Annotated in this window: 13 protein-coding genes and 1 tRNA gene; 4 read left to right on the forward strand and 10 right to left on the reverse strand. The window is 73.5% G+C overall.

The window, feature by feature from the left end:
• Positions 1-65: 65 nt before the first annotated feature.
• From ACG2DA_RS15150 to ACG2DA_RS15170, 5 genes are all read right to left on the reverse strand, one after another.
• Positions 66-1,001: a hypothetical protein gene (locus ACG2DA_RS15150; protein ID WP_395256627.1), complete on the reverse strand. Its 936-nt coding sequence runs from the start codon at positions 999-1,001 to the stop codon at positions 66-68.
• 205 nt (positions 1,002-1,206) lie between these two features.
• A complete protein-coding gene (locus tag ACG2DA_RS15155) occupies positions 1,207-2,946 on the reverse strand; it encodes a DUF1559 domain-containing protein (RefSeq protein ID WP_395256628.1) in 1,740 nt (579 codons plus the stop codon).
• An 83-nt stretch (positions 2,947-3,029) separates the two neighbouring features.
• Positions 3,030-3,470, reverse strand: coding sequence for a hypothetical protein (locus ACG2DA_RS15160; protein WP_395256629.1), 441 nt, complete (start codon positions 3,468-3,470; stop codon positions 3,030-3,032).
• Between the two features lie 426 nt (positions 3,471-3,896).
• Positions 3,897-4,544, reverse strand: coding sequence for a methionine biosynthesis protein MetW (gene metW, locus ACG2DA_RS15165; protein ID WP_395256630.1), 648 nt, complete (start codon positions 4,542-4,544; stop codon positions 3,897-3,899).
• A 106-nt stretch (positions 4,545-4,650) separates the two neighbouring features.
• Positions 4,651-5,964: an APC family permease gene (locus ACG2DA_RS15170; RefSeq protein WP_395256631.1), complete on the reverse strand. Its 1,314-nt coding sequence runs from the start codon at positions 5,962-5,964 to the stop codon at positions 4,651-4,653.
• A gap of 131 nt (positions 5,965-6,095) precedes the next feature.
• Between ACG2DA_RS15170 and ACG2DA_RS15175 the strand changes: the two genes are divergently transcribed.
• Entirely contained in the window at positions 6,096-7,820 is a 1,725-nt protein-coding gene (locus ACG2DA_RS15175; protein WP_395256632.1) for a hypothetical protein, read from the forward strand.
• Positions 7,821-7,892: 72 nt separating this feature from the next.
• On the opposite strand, the gene ACG2DA_RS15180 is transcribed toward ACG2DA_RS15175, so the two are convergent.
• Together ACG2DA_RS15180 and ACG2DA_RS15185 are read right to left on the reverse strand one after the other, a co-directional pair.
• Entirely contained in the window at positions 7,893-8,588 is a 696-nt protein-coding gene (locus ACG2DA_RS15180; protein ID WP_395256633.1) for an SOS response-associated peptidase, read from the reverse strand.
• Positions 8,589-9,077: 489 nt separating this feature from the next.
• Complete coding sequence (locus ACG2DA_RS15185; protein WP_395256639.1) at positions 9,078-10,256, reverse strand: homoserine O-acetyltransferase; 1,179 nt, start codon at positions 10,254-10,256, stop codon at positions 9,078-9,080.
• 385 nt (positions 10,257-10,641) lie between these two features.
• Here ACG2DA_RS15185 and ACG2DA_RS15190 point away from each other — a divergent pair.
• A tRNA-Gln gene (locus ACG2DA_RS15190) sits at positions 10,642-10,712 on the forward strand.
• An 86-nt stretch (positions 10,713-10,798) separates the two neighbouring features.
• Here ACG2DA_RS15190 and ACG2DA_RS15195 read toward each other — a convergent pair.
• Both ACG2DA_RS15195 and ACG2DA_RS15200 read right to left on the reverse strand, forming a co-directional pair.
• On the reverse strand, positions 10,799-11,284 hold the full coding sequence (locus tag ACG2DA_RS15195; protein ID WP_395256634.1) for a hypothetical protein: 486 nt from the start codon (positions 11,282-11,284) through the stop codon (positions 10,799-10,801).
• 243 nt (positions 11,285-11,527) lie between these two features.
• The gene (locus ACG2DA_RS15200; RefSeq protein WP_395256635.1) at positions 11,528-12,664 is read right to left on the reverse strand and encodes a sialate O-acetylesterase; all 1,137 of its coding nucleotides are present in this window, start codon (positions 12,662-12,664) and stop codon (positions 11,528-11,530) included.
• Between the two features lie 256 nt (positions 12,665-12,920).
• Between ACG2DA_RS15200 and ACG2DA_RS15205 the strand changes: the two genes are divergently transcribed.
• Entirely contained in the window at positions 12,921-14,324 is a 1,404-nt protein-coding gene (locus ACG2DA_RS15205) for a hypothetical protein (protein ID WP_395256636.1), read from the forward strand.
• Positions 14,321-17,317, forward strand: a complete 2,997-nt coding sequence (locus ACG2DA_RS15210) for a PVC-type heme-binding CxxCH protein (RefSeq protein WP_395256637.1) — start codon at positions 14,321-14,323, stop codon at positions 17,315-17,317. The genes ACG2DA_RS15205 and ACG2DA_RS15210 overlap by 4 nt, the downstream gene beginning before the upstream one ends.
• A 20-nt stretch (positions 17,318-17,337) precedes the next feature.
• Here the strand turns inward: ACG2DA_RS15210 and ACG2DA_RS15215 are convergent, their stop codons facing one another.
• Positions 17,338-18,438: a cis-3-hydroxy-L-proline dehydratase gene (locus ACG2DA_RS15215; protein ID WP_395256638.1), complete on the reverse strand. Its 1,101-nt coding sequence runs from the start codon at positions 18,436-18,438 to the stop codon at positions 17,338-17,340.
• Positions 18,439-18,752: the final 314 nt, after the last annotated feature.

Raw genomic sequence — 18,752 nt, forward strand, 5'->3', positions numbered from 1 at the left:
CCGTTCTTCATCGTCCGACCGCCTCCACAATGCGGTCCGCAGAGCGGACCCTACGGCCCCCGCCGTTACGGCAGCAGCAGGAAGGAGCCCGCGGCGGCGGCGCCCTCGGCTTCGAGCGGCGGGGGGGCGTTGGCGGCGAAGCCGAACTGGCGGCAGGGCGGGCAGTCGGGCGTGACCGTCGCCGGCATGCAGTAGGGCCGCGTCGCCGCCCACCACGGCGGCCGCGGGACCGTGCCGAACGGGACCGCGCCGAAGAGGTGCGCCCCGTGGACCAGCGGCTGCATGCACGGCCCGCGGGCCGGATTCGGGTCCTCGAAGCGCGGGCCAAGCACGTCTTCGGGCCGCTCCACCGCGCGGGATACGGTCGGCGCCAGCCGTTCGCAGTCGTCCGCGGGGTCCGTCGCGGCCCACCACGCCAAGGCGGCGGCCGCTGCGGGGACGGCCGGTTGTCGGCCCGCCGCCGGCGTGACGGCTTCGTCGGCGATCGGAGCGTCCGCCATCACGGCGGCCGGGGCTTCCGCCGGGGCGGCGGCCCACCAGGCGAGCGCCGCGGGCGGGGCGTCGGGCGTTGCGCCGGCCGGTTCGCGCGGCGGGGTCGGGGCGCCCCGCCACCAGGCGAGCGCCGCGGGACCGGCCCCGGGGGCGTCGGCGTCGTCCTCAGCCCACCAGGCCAGTTCCTCGGCGAGGACGGACTGCTCGGCGGGCGGGCGGGGGGGCGCCGTCCCCCACGAACCGTCGCCGTCGCCGGGGGCGCCCGGGTCGGCGAACAACTCCGGCGTGGCGGCGGCCCGTTCGAACGCCGCCGCCAGGGAGCGGGGCGGCCGGTCGGCGTCGTCAATCGTCGCCGCCCCCGCCGAAGTCAGCGTTCCCGCCAAGGCCGCCGCCCCGGCCAGCAGCGCCGGGGCCAGCGACCGGGCCGGGGCCAGCGTCGGCTGGCTCGGGAGTTCGTCCCGGCGACCTCGGACGCGGTTCCGCGGGCGGCGGGCGGCGGGACGGGGCATCGGTCGGCCGGGGACGGTGAGACGAGCTGGGGGGCCGGCGCAATCCCATCCCCCGGATTCGGGTATCGGCGCCGGAGGCGACGGCGGTTCGGATTGTTCGGAAAAAACGCGAACCGCACCCTCCGCCGAACCGCTCCTCAACGTCCGCAGCCCGCGTTCCCCTCGCCCCCCTCTGGGGGCGAGGGGAGAACCGGACGGCGTCCGCTCACGGCCGGCGGGCCGCTTCGTCGATGCGGACGTCCTCGCCGCCGCGGCGGGTCAGCAGCGCCCGGAGGGTGTCCGCGTCGATTTCGCCGGGCAGGGCGTGCACCGCCCCGTCGACCGTCGCGGCCTGAAACCCGCGGTCGTCGAACCCGCCCAGCGGCGCCGGGTCGACCGGCCGCGTGAGGTCGAACGTGAGGTCCTCCGGCTTCGTCCACGGGACCGGCCGTTTCGCCTCCACGAGCATCAGCGTGCGGACGGTCCCGTCGAGCGCCCCCCGGATGCGGGCCCCGGCGTCCGGTTCGCCCCGCGGCGTCCACGCGGTCGCCGTCTGCGGGGTCTGCCCGCCGAGGACCGCGAAATAGGCGGCGAACGGCTCCGTGCGGTCGTCGCCCGGGCGGCGGAAGACGGCCGGCATGTCGGCGAGGACCGCGGCGTTGGCCGGGTCGTCCCACGGTTTGGCGTCGTCGTAGCGGGCGCGGAGGTCCGCCTCGTCCAGGAAGGGCAGCAGTTCCACCCGCCAACTGCGGGCCACGCCGTTCTCCACGATCACCGCCGGCGGGAAGCGGCCGTGGGCGGCGTGGTAGTTGTGCAGGGCCAGCCCGAGCTGTTTGAGGTTCCCCTGGCTCGCCGCCCGCCGCTCCACGCCGGACTGCCGCACCGGCTGCGGGACCAGCAGGCCGACCAGCAGCGTGGACGCCTCCGGGGCCGCGGTCGTCAGCGTCACGCGGTCGCCGGCCTGGGCGACGACGGCGGCGTCGCACGCCGCCCGGATCGCGGCGAAGGTCTTCCTCACGGCCGGTGCGTCCGGGCCGTCGCCGGGGTGGGCCGAGATCGAATCTGCCATCCCGCCGGCCATGACGAGAACCGTCCGCAGCGCCGCCGCCGCCCGGGCCGCGGCCGGTTCGTCCGCGGACCGGGCGATCGCGGTGAGTTCCAGCCGGTCCCCTTCCAGGAACCGCAGGCCGACGGTCAGGCGGTCGACGTTTTTCAGCAGGGTCTGGGCGGCGTCGAGGTCGGGCGTGGCGCCGTCCCATTGTGCGCGAGCCCTCGCTCCCTCTGGACCGGCAAGAGCCTTCATCATGTCGAGGAAGCCCAACCACGACGGCCGGACCGCAGCGACGTCCAGCGCCGCCGCGACCGCGACCGGTTCGGCCGGTTCCGGTTCGGCCCCGTCGGCGGCGGGTTCGGCCGGGCCGAGGACGTCCGCCAGCAGGGTGCCGTCTGCGGCGGACTCGGCCGGCTCCGCGTCAGGCGGGGCGGTCCCTTCGGGGACGAACCGCAGCGTGCGGGCGTCGAGTTGAGTCACGGGCGGGCCGGCGTCCGGCGGGGCGGGGAGGTCGCCGACGGTGCGGACGACGAACGCCGTCGGCCGGTTCGGCCCGGGTTCGTCGGCGCCGCCGCCGGCCAGGCGGGGCACGCTGAGGGCGAATCGTTCCACGTCGTACAGACCGAAGCCGAAGGTCTGTCGCAGTTGGCGCTCCGGCCCGCCGCGCTCGGACAGCCCCGCGAGTAGCGCCGCCGCCGCGGGGGCGTCCCGCGCGGACCGGGCGTCCACGAGAAGCACGAAGTCCGCGTCGCCGGGGACGTAGGTCAGCAGGCCCGGCAGCCCGTCCGGCCCGTCGGGTCCGTCCGCGGCGGGGCCGGGGGCCGGGGCGGCGAACAGCAGCACGGCGGCGGCCGCGGCGAGGCGGTCGCCGGGCGGGCGGCGGGAACGCGGGGCGGCGGGGGCGGGAGCGAACATGGCGGCGCGACCGGGAGGGCGGATCGCCCTCACCGTACTGTCCTCGCCCCCGGGAGGCCGTCGCCGGCCGTCAGGGTCCGCGGTCACGGCCGGCGGTCGCGTTCCAGGGCGTCGAGGCGGGCGTTGGCGGCGGGGTGGCCGCCGGCGGCGTGGGTTCGCATCTCACCGGCGAGGGCGTGCACCTCGCTCCGCACCTCCTGCATCGCGGCGGCGTGGTCGGCGGCCCGGTCGTGGGCCTCGGTCCGAATGCGGGCCGCCTCCGCCTTCAACGGGTCCAGCGCCAGGGCTCCCAATCCGGCCAGCAGCGTCGCGGCGAGCCCCCCGGCGGTCAGCACCGCCGGCCAGTCGGTCCGGCCGATCCGCCGCACCTCGGCGCCCAGCGTGCGGACTTCCTCCCCCAACCCCCGCACCTCCCCCCGCAGAGCCGCCACCTCCGCGAGCAACGGCGAATGCCCCGGCGGCCCCGGCGGCGGGGCGGGCGGCGGGGCCGGGGAGAGCGGATTCGAAAACGACGGGGCGGACATAGGGGCGGGGCTCGTCTAATGTTCTTGTGAACAGTAAAGAGCCCATATCGTCCCGCGCCGCGGTGGGGGCTCAAGAGCGGTTCGCTCCTTCTGCGGTGCGGGGGGCGAAATGTTTGAGAACCACGCCGCGGCCGGTTTTCGCAGGTTCGAACCGGCGCCGGCCGTTCTTCCCCCCCTCGCCCCCCTTTGGGGGAGAGGGGTTGGGGGTGAGGGGGCTGTGACGTCCACGGGCCGTTCACCGCCCGTCCCGCTCTTCCGCCGGTGCCTCACCGCAGAGAGCGGAGACGGGTGAACCGTTCGCCCACCCTCACCCCCAGCCCCTCTCCCTCAAGGGAGAGGGGAGAAGAGCGTGGCCCGTCACCAGCCCGCCCCGGGCCTCATTGAATCGCCCGTTATAGAGACGCTCCCTCACGGTCGCGGCTCTCTTCACGCCGCCTTGGCCGCCGTCGTCGTCCCGCCGCGTTCCAGGACGAACAGCACGCTGTCGGCCCGCAGGTTCGGCCAGACCAGCCGCGTGGCGGCCCGGCCGGCCCGGATCGGCAGTTCGGCGGCGATCCGCACGCCGAGGTCCGCGGCCAGGTCCCGCATGTCCCGCAGGGTCATCACATGGAGGTTCGGCGTGTCGTACCAGGCGTGCGGCAACGCATTGGTGACCGGGGCCCGGCCGCCGAACAGCAGCTGGGCCCGCACCCGCCAGTGACCGAAGTTCGGCACCACAATCACCGCCCGCGGGGCGATCCGCAGCATCTCCGTGAGCACCCGGTGCGGTTGTTTGACCTGCTGTAAGGTTTGCGACAGCACCGCCACGTCGAACCCGCCGTCCGGCAGGTCCGGCAGGCCGTCGTCCAGGTCCAGCCGCAACACCGGCACGCGGCGGCCGACGGCCTCGGTGAAGGCGTCCTCGTTCCGCTCCACGCCCGTCACCCGGCAGCCGGCCCGGTCGCGGAGGTTCGCCAACAACCGCCCGTCCCCGCAGCCGAGGTCCAGCACCCGACTGCCGGGCGGGATCTGCTGGGAGATCAGCCGGTCCGTCAGTTCGACGGCCGGGTCCGGCGGGGCGAACCGACGACGCATGGGGCGGGGGCGAGGCGGGGGGGCGAGCGTGGGTGAGGGAGAATGTCGAATGTTGAATGACGAATGTCGAAACGGCCGGCGAATCAACGTCGTCATTCATCATTCGTCATTCGTCACGCCCCATCATCGCCCGCCAGCCGACGCCCGCCAACAACCACGCCCCGACGATCCCCGCCGCGACCGGCGTGACGAACCACGCCAGACTCGCGCAGCCGAACAACCCGCACCAGGCCACCGCCCGCGGGTAGCGACGGCTCTCCGCCGGGAGCCGCAGGGCGGCGGCGTTCGTCAGGCCGTAGTACAGCAGCACGGCGCAGGCGGAGACGCTCCAGGCCAGCTTGACTGACCCGCACGCCGCCCCCGCCGCCACGGCGAGCCCCACCGCCCACACGGCCCGCCGGGGCGAATCGTTCGACACGGCGGCGAACCACGGCGGCATCTCCCCCCGCCGGGCCATCGCCAGCAGCACCCGGGACAGCCCGAGGAGGAGGTTGAGCAGCGACCCGCCGAGAGCCGCGAACGCCCCGGTGGTGACGAACCAGCCGGGGATCGGCGAACCGGCGGTGCGGTCCGCGAGGGTCGCCAGCGGGGAGGCGCCGGCGAAGGCGCCCCTCAGATCGAATCGGACGCCGGTCGCCACGACCGCCAACGCGACCGCCGTGTAAAGGACGGTCGTCACGCCCACGGTCACGATGACCGCCTGGGGAATCGCGACGGTCGGGTCGCGGACCTCCTCGCCCAACGTTGCCAGCCGCCCGTAGCCGGCGAAGGCGACGAAGAGGAGGGGGACCGCGGAGGCGATTCCAGTCCACGTCACGCCGTCCCGCCACGCCGCTGGTTCGACCGCCCGTGCGTTAGGATAGCAGACCCAGAGAAACGCCAGCAGCCCCGCCACCGCGACAGCCACCAACACCGCGTTCCCCCAGTTCGACCGCCGCAACCCGCCGGCGACGAAGGCCGTCATCGCCACGACGAACGCGGCGGCGCTCGCCCCAATCAGCCACGTCGCCCCCGACGACAAGTCGTCGGCTTGGGCGAGGAGGAGGCGCTGGGGGAACAGGGCGAGGAGATAGCCGCACAGCCCCACCGCGGCCGTCGCCGCGCTCGCTCCCTTCGCCCCGAGGAACAGCCACCCGGCGAGGAAGCCCGGCCAGCCGCGATACCCCAGCAGGCGGTGGCCGTACTCGTAGGTGCCGCCGCTGACCGGGTGGGCCGCGGCGAGTTGGGCGCTGCTCAGGGCGTTGCACAGGGCCAGCGCCGCCGCCGCGAGCGTCGCCGGCACGACCGCCGGCCCGGCCACGTCCGCCGCCAACGCCACGCCGACGAACACGCCGGTTCCCAGCATCGAGCCCAGCCCCAGCAGCACGGCCCCCGGCACGCCGACGCTGCGGGAGAGCGAACCGTCGGGGGCGGGCGTCATGCCGGTATCGGACCGTTCCCGGCGCCGATTTGCCAAGGCGCCGCCGCGGTGGTCGGTCGGGTCCGGGCCCGGTCGTGGCGGCGAACGAGCCCAGGTAGGGTGCGGCGTCCGCCTCCCCGCGAGCCCCCGCCATGCGTCCGCCCGCCCGCCCGACCCTCGTCCCCCTGCTGACCGCGGCCTTCCTCGCCGCGGCCGCGGCCCCGTTCGCCCCCGCCCAACAGGCCCCCGCCAACGACGACGGCGGCGGGGCGCCGGCGGAGAAGCACGGCTACCTGCTCGTCCCTAACGGGCCGGTCTCGCCGGAGTTCGACGCCGGGTTCTCCCTGTACGCGGCGGCCTGGCCGCTGCTGGAGACCTACCCCGGCCAGCGGTTCCAGAGCGGCCTGTTCGGCACCTGGATGCACCCGCTCCACGAGTCGGAGCCGGAGGAGCGGCTCTACAACACCATTGAGGGCGGGTTGGGCTGGTGGCGGGACACCCGCTTCGCCACCGCCACGCCGAAGTTCATCATGGGCGGCGTGGCGCTGAACTTCTCCGCCTGGGCCAACGGCCCCGGGGCCGGCAAGGGGCGGGACTGGGCCAGACCCAACGGCAAGCTCGCCGTGGTGCAGCTCAGCCCGCACGTCCTCTGGCCGCCGGACGGGTTGAACCTGAAGCAGGGGACCTGCGGTGAACTGTTCGGCTACGGCTACCTCCCGCTGCCGCTGATCGACCCGCAACCGACCACCGACGGCCAGCCCGTCCCCACCGGCGGGCAGTGCTGGACGCTGTTTTTGAACGCCGGGAACTTCAAGGGGCCGGTCGGCTTCTTCGCTCCCTCCTTCTGGTCCCGCCCGACGGTCGAGCGGCCGGAGTTGGCCGGGATGTTCCTCGACGCCCGCCCGTCGAAGGCGAACCGGGCGTTGCAGATGGAAACGCAGTTCGTCCCCGCCGTGATCGCGACCGCCGAGGACGGAACCCGCTACGCCCGGGTCGCCCGCACGCTGTTCCCGGCGAACCGGGAGGACGGCTCGCTGACGGTGCACGCGGTGACCTCTTACCGCCGAACCGCCCTGTGGGACGCGGTGGCGGACTGGTTCGCCGGCGGCCCCGCGGCCGACGGCCGGATCGACCCCAACGCGTCGACGACCCACCCGTTCCCGGGCCGCGGCGGGGCGACGTGGCGGATCGCGGAGCGGGGGGCGGAGCGGGAGGACCGGATCCGGCTGGACTGGGACGCCGTCGCCACGCCGGCCGCCTTCGCCGACGACGCCTTCGGCTACCGCTGGAACCCCGAGGTCACCGCCCGCACGACGGTCGCCGGCAAGCCGGCCGTCGTCCTGCCGGAGTACTACCGGCTGGGCGAGGACAACCGCGGGAACCCGCTGTGGGAGCCGATCGCCGAGTCCGCCGTGCCGGACGCGGTGCAGTTCGACGAGGCGCTGCTGACCACCCCCGGCGCCGACCGCCACGACCCCTACGTCACGCCGCTGATCGCGGAGAACCCGGACGGCCGGGACGCCACCGGCGCCGACACCGACGCGGCGGCGGTCTGGACGACTCCCGGCCCGGCCGCCGGTCCCTTCACCGCGCGCCCCGGCGACGGCAGCGAGGTGACCTACTACTGGTACCGCTTCGTCGATCAGCCGGCCGTGCGGCGCGCCGGGCTGTCCGACGCCCAGCGGGAGGTTCTGCAGGAGCGGGTCGAACGCCTGCACCGCCGCTGGACGCCGGACCGCGACTACCTCCCCCCGCCGACCGCCGGCGGCGCCCTCGCCGATCTCGACCCCGCATTGCTCGTCACCCCGCCGGAGGGGCTGGAAGTCGGCTACGTCCCTATCGCCGCCCGACAGGCGAAAGCCGATCCGGCCCCCTAACCGTCCCGTCAGCGTCCCGTCAGCGTCCCGGACCCTCCAAGGGTCCGGGACGCTCCGCCTGCGGAAACGCCGTCAGGCCGGTTCGATCAGCTCCGGCCCGTCGTGCTTCGGGCTGTTCACCGCCGTCGAGACCGCCCGGGCCTGCAAGCCGTCGCCGCCGCGGGACTGGGCCTCGCGGAGCAGTTTTGCCACGCCCTTCGGGTCGGTCAGGTCCGGGTCGAGCCAGGCGGCGTAGAGGTCCGGCGGGACGATCAGCGGGCTGCGGCCGTGCACCGGGGCGACGGCGGGGTAGGCCTCGCCGGTGAGCAGGGTGAAGGTCTCGACGGGCTCGCCGCCGCCCTTTTCCCAGCGTTCCCACAGGCCGGCGAAGCCGAAGGGAGCGTCGCTCTCGGGGGAGAAATAGTGCGGGACCTTCGGGCCGTCCTCCGGCTTCGACCATTCATAGAAGCCGCTGGCCGGCACGAGGCAGCGGCGTTGGGCGTAGGCGCTGCGGAAGCTGGGCTTGGTCGCGGCGGTCTCGCTGCGGGCGTTGATCAGGCGGTTGCCGATCGACTTGTCCTTCGCCCAACTGGGGATCAATCCCCAGCGGAGGGCGTCGCAGGTGCGGCCGTCCTCGCCCTCCCGCACCACGGGCACCGGCTGGGTGGGGGCGACGTTGTAGCGCGCCTCCCAGTCCGCCAGCGGGGGCTCGCCGGCCAGTTCCGGGGGGAGATCGAACTGCCGGACGATCTCCGCCGGCGGGTTGAGTAACACGAAGCGTCCGCACATGGCGGCAGTGTAGCGGCGTCGTCGCGCGGAGACGTTCCCGACGACGGTTCCCCCTCTCCTCAACGTCCGCAGGCCGCGTTCTCCCCTCGCCCCCTTTTGGGGGAGAGGGGCCGGGGGTGAGGGGGCTGTGACGTTCGAATGCCGTTCACGGTCCGTCCCGCTCTTCCGCAGGCGTCTCACCGCAAAGAACGGGGACGGGTGAACCGTTCGCCCCCCTCACCCCCGGCCCCTCTCCCTCAGGGAGAGGGGGGCAGAGCGAGGCGAACCGCTTCTCAACGTCCGCAAACCGTGTCCCCCCTCGCCCCCCTTTGGGGGAGAGGGGCCGGGGGTGAGGGGGCAGCGGCGCCCGAACGCTCTCCACGGCCCGGCGCTCAGAATTGGCAGCCCGAGGCGCGAGCCGAGGCGTGCTCGCATGGCCGAGTCGCCCGGCCTCGCTTGCGCTTCGGGCTCACGATTTCCGGGCGGCCGCGGACGAACCGTTCGCCGTCCTCACCCCAGAAACGCGTTGACGATCCGGCCCAGCCGCGGCAGTTCGTCTTCGATCAGGAAGGCGTCGTGGCCGTAGGGGCTGACCAACTCGGCGAACGTCGCGTCGCCGCCGGCCGCCAGCAGGGCCCGCACGACCTCCCGGCTGCCGGCCGTGGGGAACAGCCAGTCCGTCGTGTAGCTGAGGATCAGGAACCGCGCTTTCGCCCGGGCCAGCGCGTCCTTCAAACAACCGCGGCCGCGGGCCAGGTCGAAGTGGTCCATCGCCCGGGTCAGGTACAGCAGGCTGTTGGCGTCGAACCGCTGCGTGAACCGGCGGCCCTGATAGTCCAGATAGCTTTCGATCTGGAACTGCACCTCCTCGGCGATGTCGTGCTTGAAGTCGACGGCGTCGGCGTCGCCGCCGGGCACCTTGCCGCGGCGCTCGCCCTGCAGTCGGCGGCCGAACTTCCGTTCGATGCTCGCCTCGGACAGGTAGGTGATGTGGGCCAGCATGCGGGCCAGGGCCAGCCCGGCGTCCGGGCCGGGTTCGCCCCGTTCGACCGCCGCGTGGTAGTCCCCGCCGCGGAAGTGCGGGTCCGTCAGGATCGCCCGCCGGCCGACGGCGTTGAACCCGATCCCCTGCGGCCCCAGCGAGGCGGCGCTGGCGATCACGATCGCCGCCTCCACCCGTTCCGGAAACCGCACCGCCCACTCGAGAGCCTGCATGCCGCCCAGGCTCCCGCCGATGACGGCTTTGAGGCGCTCGATCCCGAACGTCTCCCGGACCAGTTCGGCGTGGACCTCGACGATGTCCCCCAGCGTGACGAACGGGAACCGCAGCCCCCAGCGTTCTTCCGAACCCGGCCGGACGCAGCCCGGCCCGGTGGTCCCGCTGCACCCGCCGAGCACGTTGGCGCAGATGACGAAATGGCGATCGGTGTCGAGCCCGGGCGGACCGGCCCCCGGCTCCGTCCCCGAGCCGGGGCCGACGAAGCCGTCCCACCAGCCGGGCTTTTTGTCGTCGGGGGAAAGCCGGCCGGCGACGTGGGCGTCGCCGGTGAGGGCGTGGCAGACGAAGACGGCGTTGTCTTTGGCGGCGTTGAGCGTTCCGTGCGTCTGGTAGGCGACGGTGACGGGGCCGAGTTCGGCGCCGCCCTCGGTGCGGAGGGGCCGCCGGTCGAACAGCGTGGCCGACCGCACCGTCGCGAGCCGCGGCGGCGCCGCGTCCGGCGTCGCGGCGCCCGCGTTCGCGGCGTCCGCATTCGGGGCCGACGGGCAGGGGGCGCCGTCGTCGGCGAGCCGGGGCGGTTGGGAGAGGAGGGCGGACACGCCGTCAGGATACCCGCTGCGGGCGGGCGGGCCGAACCGAGGGGGGAGAACGCGGCGCCGGCGGGGCGGAACACGGCCCCGGCGGGGGAAAAGGCCGAACCGCGGGGGGAGACGGGGGGTCGGTCATCTTGGCGCCCCGCGGATCTTGCCGCTGTGCGAATTGCGGTTTACGGTACGCCCCGCCGCGGCGGCGCCGCACCCACGCCGCTCGCCGCGTCCGCCCAAGAGCGCCGAGCCTTCCGCCCGGCGTTCCCGCTCCCCGATAGTGTAACGGTAGCACCACAGATTTTGGTTCTGTTAGTCCAGGTTCGAATCCTGGTCGGGGATCTCTTTGAGCCGGCACGGGCCGGCGGGAATCGGTGACCGTCGGCGAGAGGCGGCTGACGCGTCTGTTTCGTAGGGCTCCGCGGCGATCAGTAACGGAGACCGCCGCTCCTCGCCGGCGCTCGCTGCGTTGGATTCTGCGTTGCCCGTGCGTTGCCTGGTGCATTGCCCGGCCCCGGGGGACGAGCCGGGACTCGTCGCGGGGGCGCGGCCCCGCGGGTCAGGTCGACGTCGGTGACGGTGAGACGGTGACGGTGAGACGGTGACGGTGAGACGGTGACGGTGAGACGGTGACGGTGGTGTGCGGCCGCCGCATCGGTGCTGTTGCCGATCCCGCCGCAGATGACGCGCCCCGGAAACGTCGCGGCGGGCGCCCGCTCGGCCTCCTTGCGGGGCACGAAGTGGAGCTTGTCCGGGTTGCCGCGGACCTGGGTCTTCTGGCCCGCGAACGGATTCCGGTCGATCCGCTCCTTGCGAACCGCGGCGAGGAGCTGCTTCCGCGAGATCCACTCGGCGTTATTGAGCATCACGAGCAGGTGCCCGCCGTCGAGGGTCGCGGTGTCGTAGTACCGCACGCCCGGGCGGTCCGGCAGCACGATCGGGTTGGCGACCCCGTAAAACTGCCTCTGCCGCTGGCGCCCCTCCAGCTTGAAGACCGCGTTGACCCGTTCCAGGAAGATCTGGGGGCTGACGAGCTAGCGGCGGGCGGGGGTGAAGGGGGCGTCCGTGACGGAACCGTCGAACAGCGTCTCGTGGTCCGCGAGGTTGCCGTACGCCGGGAACGGGCGTTTCTGATCGAGCTTCGAAGCTTCAGGCGGCTAGTTCTCTTCGTCCGACAGTTCGGCGTCCGACTTTTCGGCGTCCAACAGCGTCACCATCGCCTCCCCCATCGCCAGCCCGACGTTGAGATACGTCTTGGCGTTGCCGCCGTAGTGGGTGTTGGAGCTGCCGCCCAGGCTCAGCGGATGCGTATAGACGGTGGCGACGGAGCCGGCGAGTTCGGGGTGTTGCGCCGGATCGCTGACGGCGAACTGGGCGTCGAGAATGAGTTTCTCGTTGCCGGAGGCGGTCTCCTTCTCGGTCTGACCGAGGGTGGCGACGACGAACTTGGCGTCCGGGGCGTCGAACTCCTCCCGGAGGGCCGCGGCGAGGTTCGCCAGGTTCTTTTCATACCTGGCCGCGTGGCCGGCGTCGTAGCGGTCTTTATCGCCCTGCCACCAGAAGAAGCCGGCGACTTCGTAGTCCGTGGCGCCGGGGTAGTACGCGTCGAGGTCCGCCAACACCGCTTTGGCGCGGGCGACGTCGCCGAGGTACTGCACGCCGGCCGTCCAGCCGATCGGCTCCGGCTCGGTCCCCTTCTCCCACCGCAGCGGGCTCTCGCCGAAGCCGGCGTACACGTAGGTTTTGCCGTCCTTGGGGTCGGCGAACTCGTAGGACGGCGATCCCGGCGGGAGCAGGTCCCAGCCGAGGCTGCGGTTGCCGATGGCGCTTTTCAGGAGCAACACCGGCTCGTCCAGCGCCGTGCCGAGCTGGTGCCCGATCCCCTGCTCCACGCCGACCTTGTCGCCGGACACGGTCAGCCATTCGTTCTTGCGCACCCTGTTCCGGCCCGGCCCGCCGCTGCCCATCACCGCGACGTTCCGCACGTCCGCCCGCACGGTCCAGTCGCCGGCCTCGTCCACGAGGAACGGGTACAGCCCCTCCGCCGTCACGGCCCGCTCCAGCCGGCCGTCCTCGTCGCCCTGGACCCGGCCCATCTCTAATATGTTCGACTGCCCCATCAGGAGGAACACCTGAACGGGCTTCGACGGGTCGGCCGGGGTCGGGTCCGGGTCCGGCAGTTGGGCGAACGCCCCGGCCGCCGGGCACAACGCCAGCAGGCCGGCCGCCAGCAGTCGGACTCCCGGCCGGAAGGTCCCCGGCGGCGGGGCGGGGCGTTGAGCGGGGTGACGCATCATCGTCCGGGCGGTGGTGGGTTCGGGACTCCTGCCGCGGCCGCCCGTCGCGAGGCGCCGGTCGCCCGGCCCGACAGATCGAAATCCACTTGACCGTCCGCCCCCGGGCTCGTCAAACGAAGCCGGCGGCGGCCGGCGGCGGCCGGCGGCGCGAACAGGCCGCGTTCCGCGAGCGGTTGTGCCGTTCCGACTCCGCATCTAGCGTGAGGAACGGGCGGCGGGATCGGTCGGTTTGAACTTCGTCGGGACGTTTTCCATGCGAACTTTCGCCCTCGGGATCGTCGCCGCGTGGACGGCGGTCGCCGCCCCGGCCGGGCCGCTGCGGGCCGGGGAGCCGGCGTATCGGTTGGCGACGTTCGACGTCGACGCCACGCCGCCGGTCGGGGCGCAGATGGCGTACGACCCGGTGCGGCGGGTCGACGAACTGACGCTCCGCTGCCGCGGCGTCGTGCTGCTGGGGGGGGACGCCCCGATCGTGCTCTGCGCCGTCGACTGGATCGGCATTGCCAACGGAGCCCACGACGCGTTCCGCGAACAGCTGGCCGCCGCGGCGGGCACGACGCCGGACCGCGTCGCTGTGCACGCCCTGCACCAGCACGACGCCCCGGGGGCCGACTTCACGGCGGAGCGAATCCTCGCGGACCTCGGCGTGACGAACTACCAGCGGTTCGACAGCCGGTTCCCGCGGGAGGTGCTCCGCCGCGCCGCCGCCGCGGTTCGCGACGCGCTCCCCGAGGCCCGGCCGGTGACCGCCTACGGCTGGGGCGAGGCGGCGGTCGAGAAGGTCGCCTCCAACCGCCGCATCCTCGGCCCGGACGGCAAGGTGCGGGCCGTCCGCTACACGACGACCCGCGACCCGGAACTCCGCGCCCTGCCGGAGGGCGTGATCGACCCGGACGTCTCCCTGCTGAGCTTCTGGGACGGCGAGGACCCAGTCGCCGTGCTGACGTATTACGCCTGCCACCCGCAGAGCTACTACCGGACCGGCGTGCCCAGCTCCGACTTCCCGGGCATCGCCCGCTTCGTCCGCGGGCAGGCCGTCCCGGCGGCGCTGCACGTTCACTTCAACGGCGCGGGCGGCAACGTCGGGGCCGGAAAATATAACGACGGCGACAAACGGAACCGCATGAAACTCGCCCTCCGCCTCGCGGACGGGATGGAGCGGGCCTGGGAGAGCGTCGAAAAGGTTCCGCTCGAAGCGGGCGACGTCGGTTGGCGCTCCGTGCCCGTCCAACTGCCGCCCGCCGATCATCTGAACCGGGAGGACCTGATCGAGGCGATCAAGACGGAGCCGGCGAGCGGATATATCTCGAAGGCGGACCAGCTCGCCTGGCTGGCCCGCGCGCAGTCCGGGCAGGAGATCGACGTGAGCTGCCTGAGCGTCGGCGACGTCCGCGTCCTGCACCTGCCCGGGGAATTGTTCGTGGAATATCAATTGGCCGCCCAGGCCCTGCGGAGCGACCTGCACGTCGCCATGGCCGCCTACGGGGATTACGGCCCCGGCTATATCGGGACGGCCGTCGCCTACGACGAGGGCGGCTACGAAACGAGCGCCCGGGCTTCGAACGTCGCCCCCGGGTCCGAGCGGATCCTCATGGACGCGATCGCCGAACTGCTGGACGCGCCCGCCGCCGAAACCGCGTCGGCCGCGGGGGAATGATGCGACCGGACCACAGAGGTACGAAACGCGTCGGCGCCGCGGCCCGGATCGCGGCTGCGGTTCTGCTGTTCGCAGTCGCGTTCCACCCGGGCGCGGCGCAGGACGATGACGCAGCGGGCGAGGATTACGCGGCCCAGCTCCCCCGCATCCCCCCGCGGTCGCCGGCGGAGGGACTCCAGTCCCTGCACACGTTGCCGGGATTCCGCGTCGATCTGGTCGCCGCGGAGCCGCTCGTGACGGATCCGGTGGCGATGAGCTTCGACGCCGACGGGCGGCTGTACGTCGTGGAAATGCGGGACTATTCCGAGCAGGACCGGGCCCACCTCGGCCGCATCCGCCTGCTGGAAGATACGGACCGCGACGGCGCGTTCGATCAGGCGACCGTGTTCGCGGAGGGGCTGTCCTGGCCGACCGCGGTGATCGCCTCCGACGGGGGCGTCTTCGTCGGGGCGCCGCCGCTGATGCTGTACCTCAAGGACACGACCGGCGACGGCCGGGCGGACGAGCGGCGGGTCGTCTTCGAGGGGTTCGACCGCTCGAACGTGCAGGGCTTGATGAACAGCCTCCGCTGGGGACTCGACAACCGCATCCACGGCGCCACGGGGACCGCCGGCGGGACGGTCGTCCGCCCGGACGCGCCCGACATGGAGCCCGTGAACCTCGACGGGCGGGACTTTTCGTTCGACCCCCGGACCCTCGACCTGCGGGCGGAACCGGGCGGCGCCCAGCACGGGATGAGCTTCGACGACTGGGGCCGGAAGTTCAGCAGTTCGAACAGCGACCATCTGCAATCCGTCGTCTACGACCCGCGGTACGCGGCGCGGTTCCCCGAACTGTCGGCGCCGCGGGTCCGGCACAGCATCGCCGCGGACGGGCCGCAGGCGCCGGTGTTCCGCCGCAGCCCGGTCGAACCGTGGCGGACGCTCCGCACGCGGCTGCGGGTCGCCGGGGCCGTGCCCGGCCCGGTGGAGGGGGGCGGGACGCCCGCCGGCTACTTCACCGGGGCGACCGGGGCCACGATCTACCGGGGCGACGCGCTGCCCTCTGAACGCGGCCGGGCCTTCGTCGCCGACGTCGGCAGCAACCTCGTGCACCGCAAGGCGGTGTCGTTCGACGGCGTCGTGCCGGTCGCCCGCCGCATCGACGAGGGGACCGAATTCCTCGCCTCGGACGACATCTGGTTCCGGCCGGTGCAGTTCGCCAACGCCCCGGACGGCGGGCTGTACGTGCTCGATATGAGCCGCGAGACGATCGAGCACCCGAAGTCGCTCCCGGACAGCATCAAACGGCACCTCGATCTGACGAGCGGCCGCGACCGGGGCCGGCTCTACCGCATCGTCCCCGACGGCTACGAACACCGGCCGGCGCCGACGCTGTCCGACGCCGGGATCGACGAATTGGTCGCTCTGCTGGCCCACGACAACGCCTGGCACCGCGAGACCGCCGCCCGGTTGCTGTACGAACGGCAGGCCCCGCGGGCGTTCGGTCCGCTCCGCACGCTGCTGGAGACGAGCGACCGGCCGCTCGGCCGGCTGCACGCGCTGGCGGCGATCGAGGGGCTCGGCCTGCTCGACGAGTCCACGGTTCTCGCCGGGCTTCGGGACGAACACCCCAGGGTCCGCGAGTTCGCCCTGCGGCTGGCGGAGCGGTTCCCGCGGTCGGCGCCGGTCCGCGATCGACTGACGGCCCTCCTCGACGATCCCGACCCGCTCGTGCGGTTCCAGCTCGCCTTCACGATCGGCGAGTTCCCCACCGCCTGGCGCGTGCCGGTCGCCGCGGAGCTGCTCGCCCGGTTCGGCGACGACCCGTGGCTGCGGTTCGCTACCTTCAGCTCCCTGTCGACGGGGGCCGGACAGGTCGTCGCGGCGCTTCTCGATGGGGAGCCCCGCGAGCGGACGGAGGCGGCCGTCGGGGCGCTGGCCGAACTGGTCGGCCGGCAGGCGGACCCGGCGGAGGTCGCCGCCGTGTTGCGGGCGGCCTCCGCGGCGCCGCCGGCCGACCCGCGGTCCGCGGCGGCGCTGACGCGGCTCACGCGGGGGCTGAAGGACTCCCGCAACCCGGTCGCGGCTGAACTCGCCGACGGCGACGGCCTCGCCGGGACGCTCGAGGGGCTGCTCGCGGCGGCCCGGGAGACGCTCGACGCCCCGGGCCGGCCGCCCGGCGAACGGGTCGCCGCGATCCGCACGCTCGCCGCCGGGACCTCGGCCGACGACGTGCGGCGGCGGCTCGCCCTGCTCGACCCGCGGGAGCCGGCGGCGGTCCAACGGGCGGCGTTCGAGACGCTCGCCGCCACGGACGACGACGCCCTCGGAGAGGAGTTGGTCCGCCGCTGGCCCAGCCTCGGGCCGGAGTTGCAGGACGCGGTGTTCGACGCGCTGCTGTCCCGCGTGCAGTGGAACGACGCGCTGCTGACCGCGATCGAGTCCGGCGAACTGCCCCGCTCCCGCTGGGACCCGGACCGGCTGCGGCTGCACCGGATCGCCGTGGACGCGGAAACCGCCGCCCGCATCGACGCGATCCTGGCGCAGGTCGACAGCGGCGACCGGGCCGCGGCGCTCGCCGAGTACCGGGCCGCGCTCGACCGGCCGGGCGACGCCGCGGCCGGCCGGCAGGTCTTCGTCAAACACTGTGCGACCTGCCACCGCGTGGGCGAGGAGGGGACGACGATCGGCCCGAACCTCGTCGCCGCGACCGCCCGCGGGCGGGAGACCCTGCTGGTCAACGTGCTGGACCCGAACCGCGAGGCGAACCCGGAGTACCTCAGCTACGTGGCGCTGCTCGAGGACGGCCGAACGCACACCGGGCTGATCGTGGAGCAGTCGGCGACCGGCGTCACGCTCCGCCGCGTCGACGGCCCCGACCTGACGATCCGCCGGGACGAAATCGAACTGCTCCAAAGCAGCGGCCGGTCGCTGATGCCGGAGGGCCTCGAACGCGAGATCACCCCGCAACAGATGGCCGACCTGTTCGCCTTCCTGGAACAGTCGCACTGAGGCGGGCCGGCGGCCGGGCGTCAGCAGCGCCACACGGGGTCGCCGAGGACGTCGAAGTTCGGTTCGATCCCCAGCCCCGGCTCCGCGGAGGCGGACATCCGCCCGTGCTCCCGTTTCGGAGCCCCGGCGGCGAGGGAGGTCGTCACGTAGCTGTTGAAGTCGGTCGAGGTGAATTGCAGCTCCGGCGGGACGCCCTGCGCGAGGTGGGCGATCGCGGCGGTGACGACGTCGCCGCCCCAGCTGTCCTCCAGCGTCATCGCGATCCCCAGGGACGCGCACAGGTCCCGGGCCTGCTTCGCCCGGGTCAGCCCGCCGAACTTGGAAATCTTAATGTTCACCACGTCCGCCGCCCCGTCCGCCGCCGCCCGGAGGACCGCCCCGACGGAGTCGATCACCTCGTCCAGCACGAACGGCAGCGACGTGGCCCGGCGGACGATCAGGCACTCTTCATAACTCTTGCAGGGCTGCTCCAGATAAACGTCCACGTCGCGGACGGCGTTCGCGACCCGCAGCGCCTCGTGCGTGAGCCACCCGGTGTTGGCGTCCGCGACGAGCTTGTCGCCGGGCTCCAATACCTCGGCGACCGCGCGGATGCGGGCGATATCGTCATCCGCGTTTCCGCCGACTTTTAATTGGAACCGACGATACCCCTCCGCCCGGTACGCCGCGACGTTCTCCGCCATCTCCGCGGCGGGCCGCTGCGAGATCGCCCGGTAGAGCGTGACGTCGTCCGCGTACCGCCCGCCCATCAGTTCGCACACCGGCAGCCCGGCGGCCTTACCGAGCGCGTCCCAGCAGGCCATGTCGATCGCCGATTTGACGTACGGGTGGCCTTTCAACGCCCGGTCCATCCGGTCGTTGAGGACCAGCAACCGCCGGGGGTCGGCGCCGAGCAGCGCGGGGGCCAGCTCCTCGATCCCGGTTCGCACGCCGCGGGCGTAGGCCGGCAGGTACGCCGGCCCCAGGGGGCAGACCTCGCCGTACCCGACGATCCCCGCGTCGGTCTCGACCGCCACGACGGTGGAGTCGAACACGTCGACGCTTTTGCCCTCGGACCAGCTGTACCGACCCTCCCGCAGCGGAAGGTCGACCTGATACACGCGGAACCCGGTGATCTGCACGGCGTCGCTCGTTCGGGGGCGGGGCGGCGTTCGATCCGAACGCCCGCGATTCTCGATGGTAAACCGCCGCGGCCGCCCGGCCCCACCTCGCCCGCGGCGGCGGACGGCGGACAGCGGACGGGACCCGGGGCGGCTACCGGGCGAAAACGCTGCCGGCTACCGTACCGGGCCGGACGACCCGCTCGCCTCGTTCGCCGCCCCGACGACCCTGAGAAGGCCGTACGCCGCGATGACCGCGATTCCCGTTCCCGTCCCGCCCCCGCTCCGGGCGGGCCTCCGACTCCTGACGGTCGCCGCGGCCCTGATCGTCCCGC

It is taken from the genome of Alienimonas sp. DA493, from assembly GCF_043951915.1.
In the GTDB taxonomy this organism is placed as follows: Bacteria; Planctomycetota; Planctomycetia; order Planctomycetales; family Planctomycetaceae; genus Alienimonas.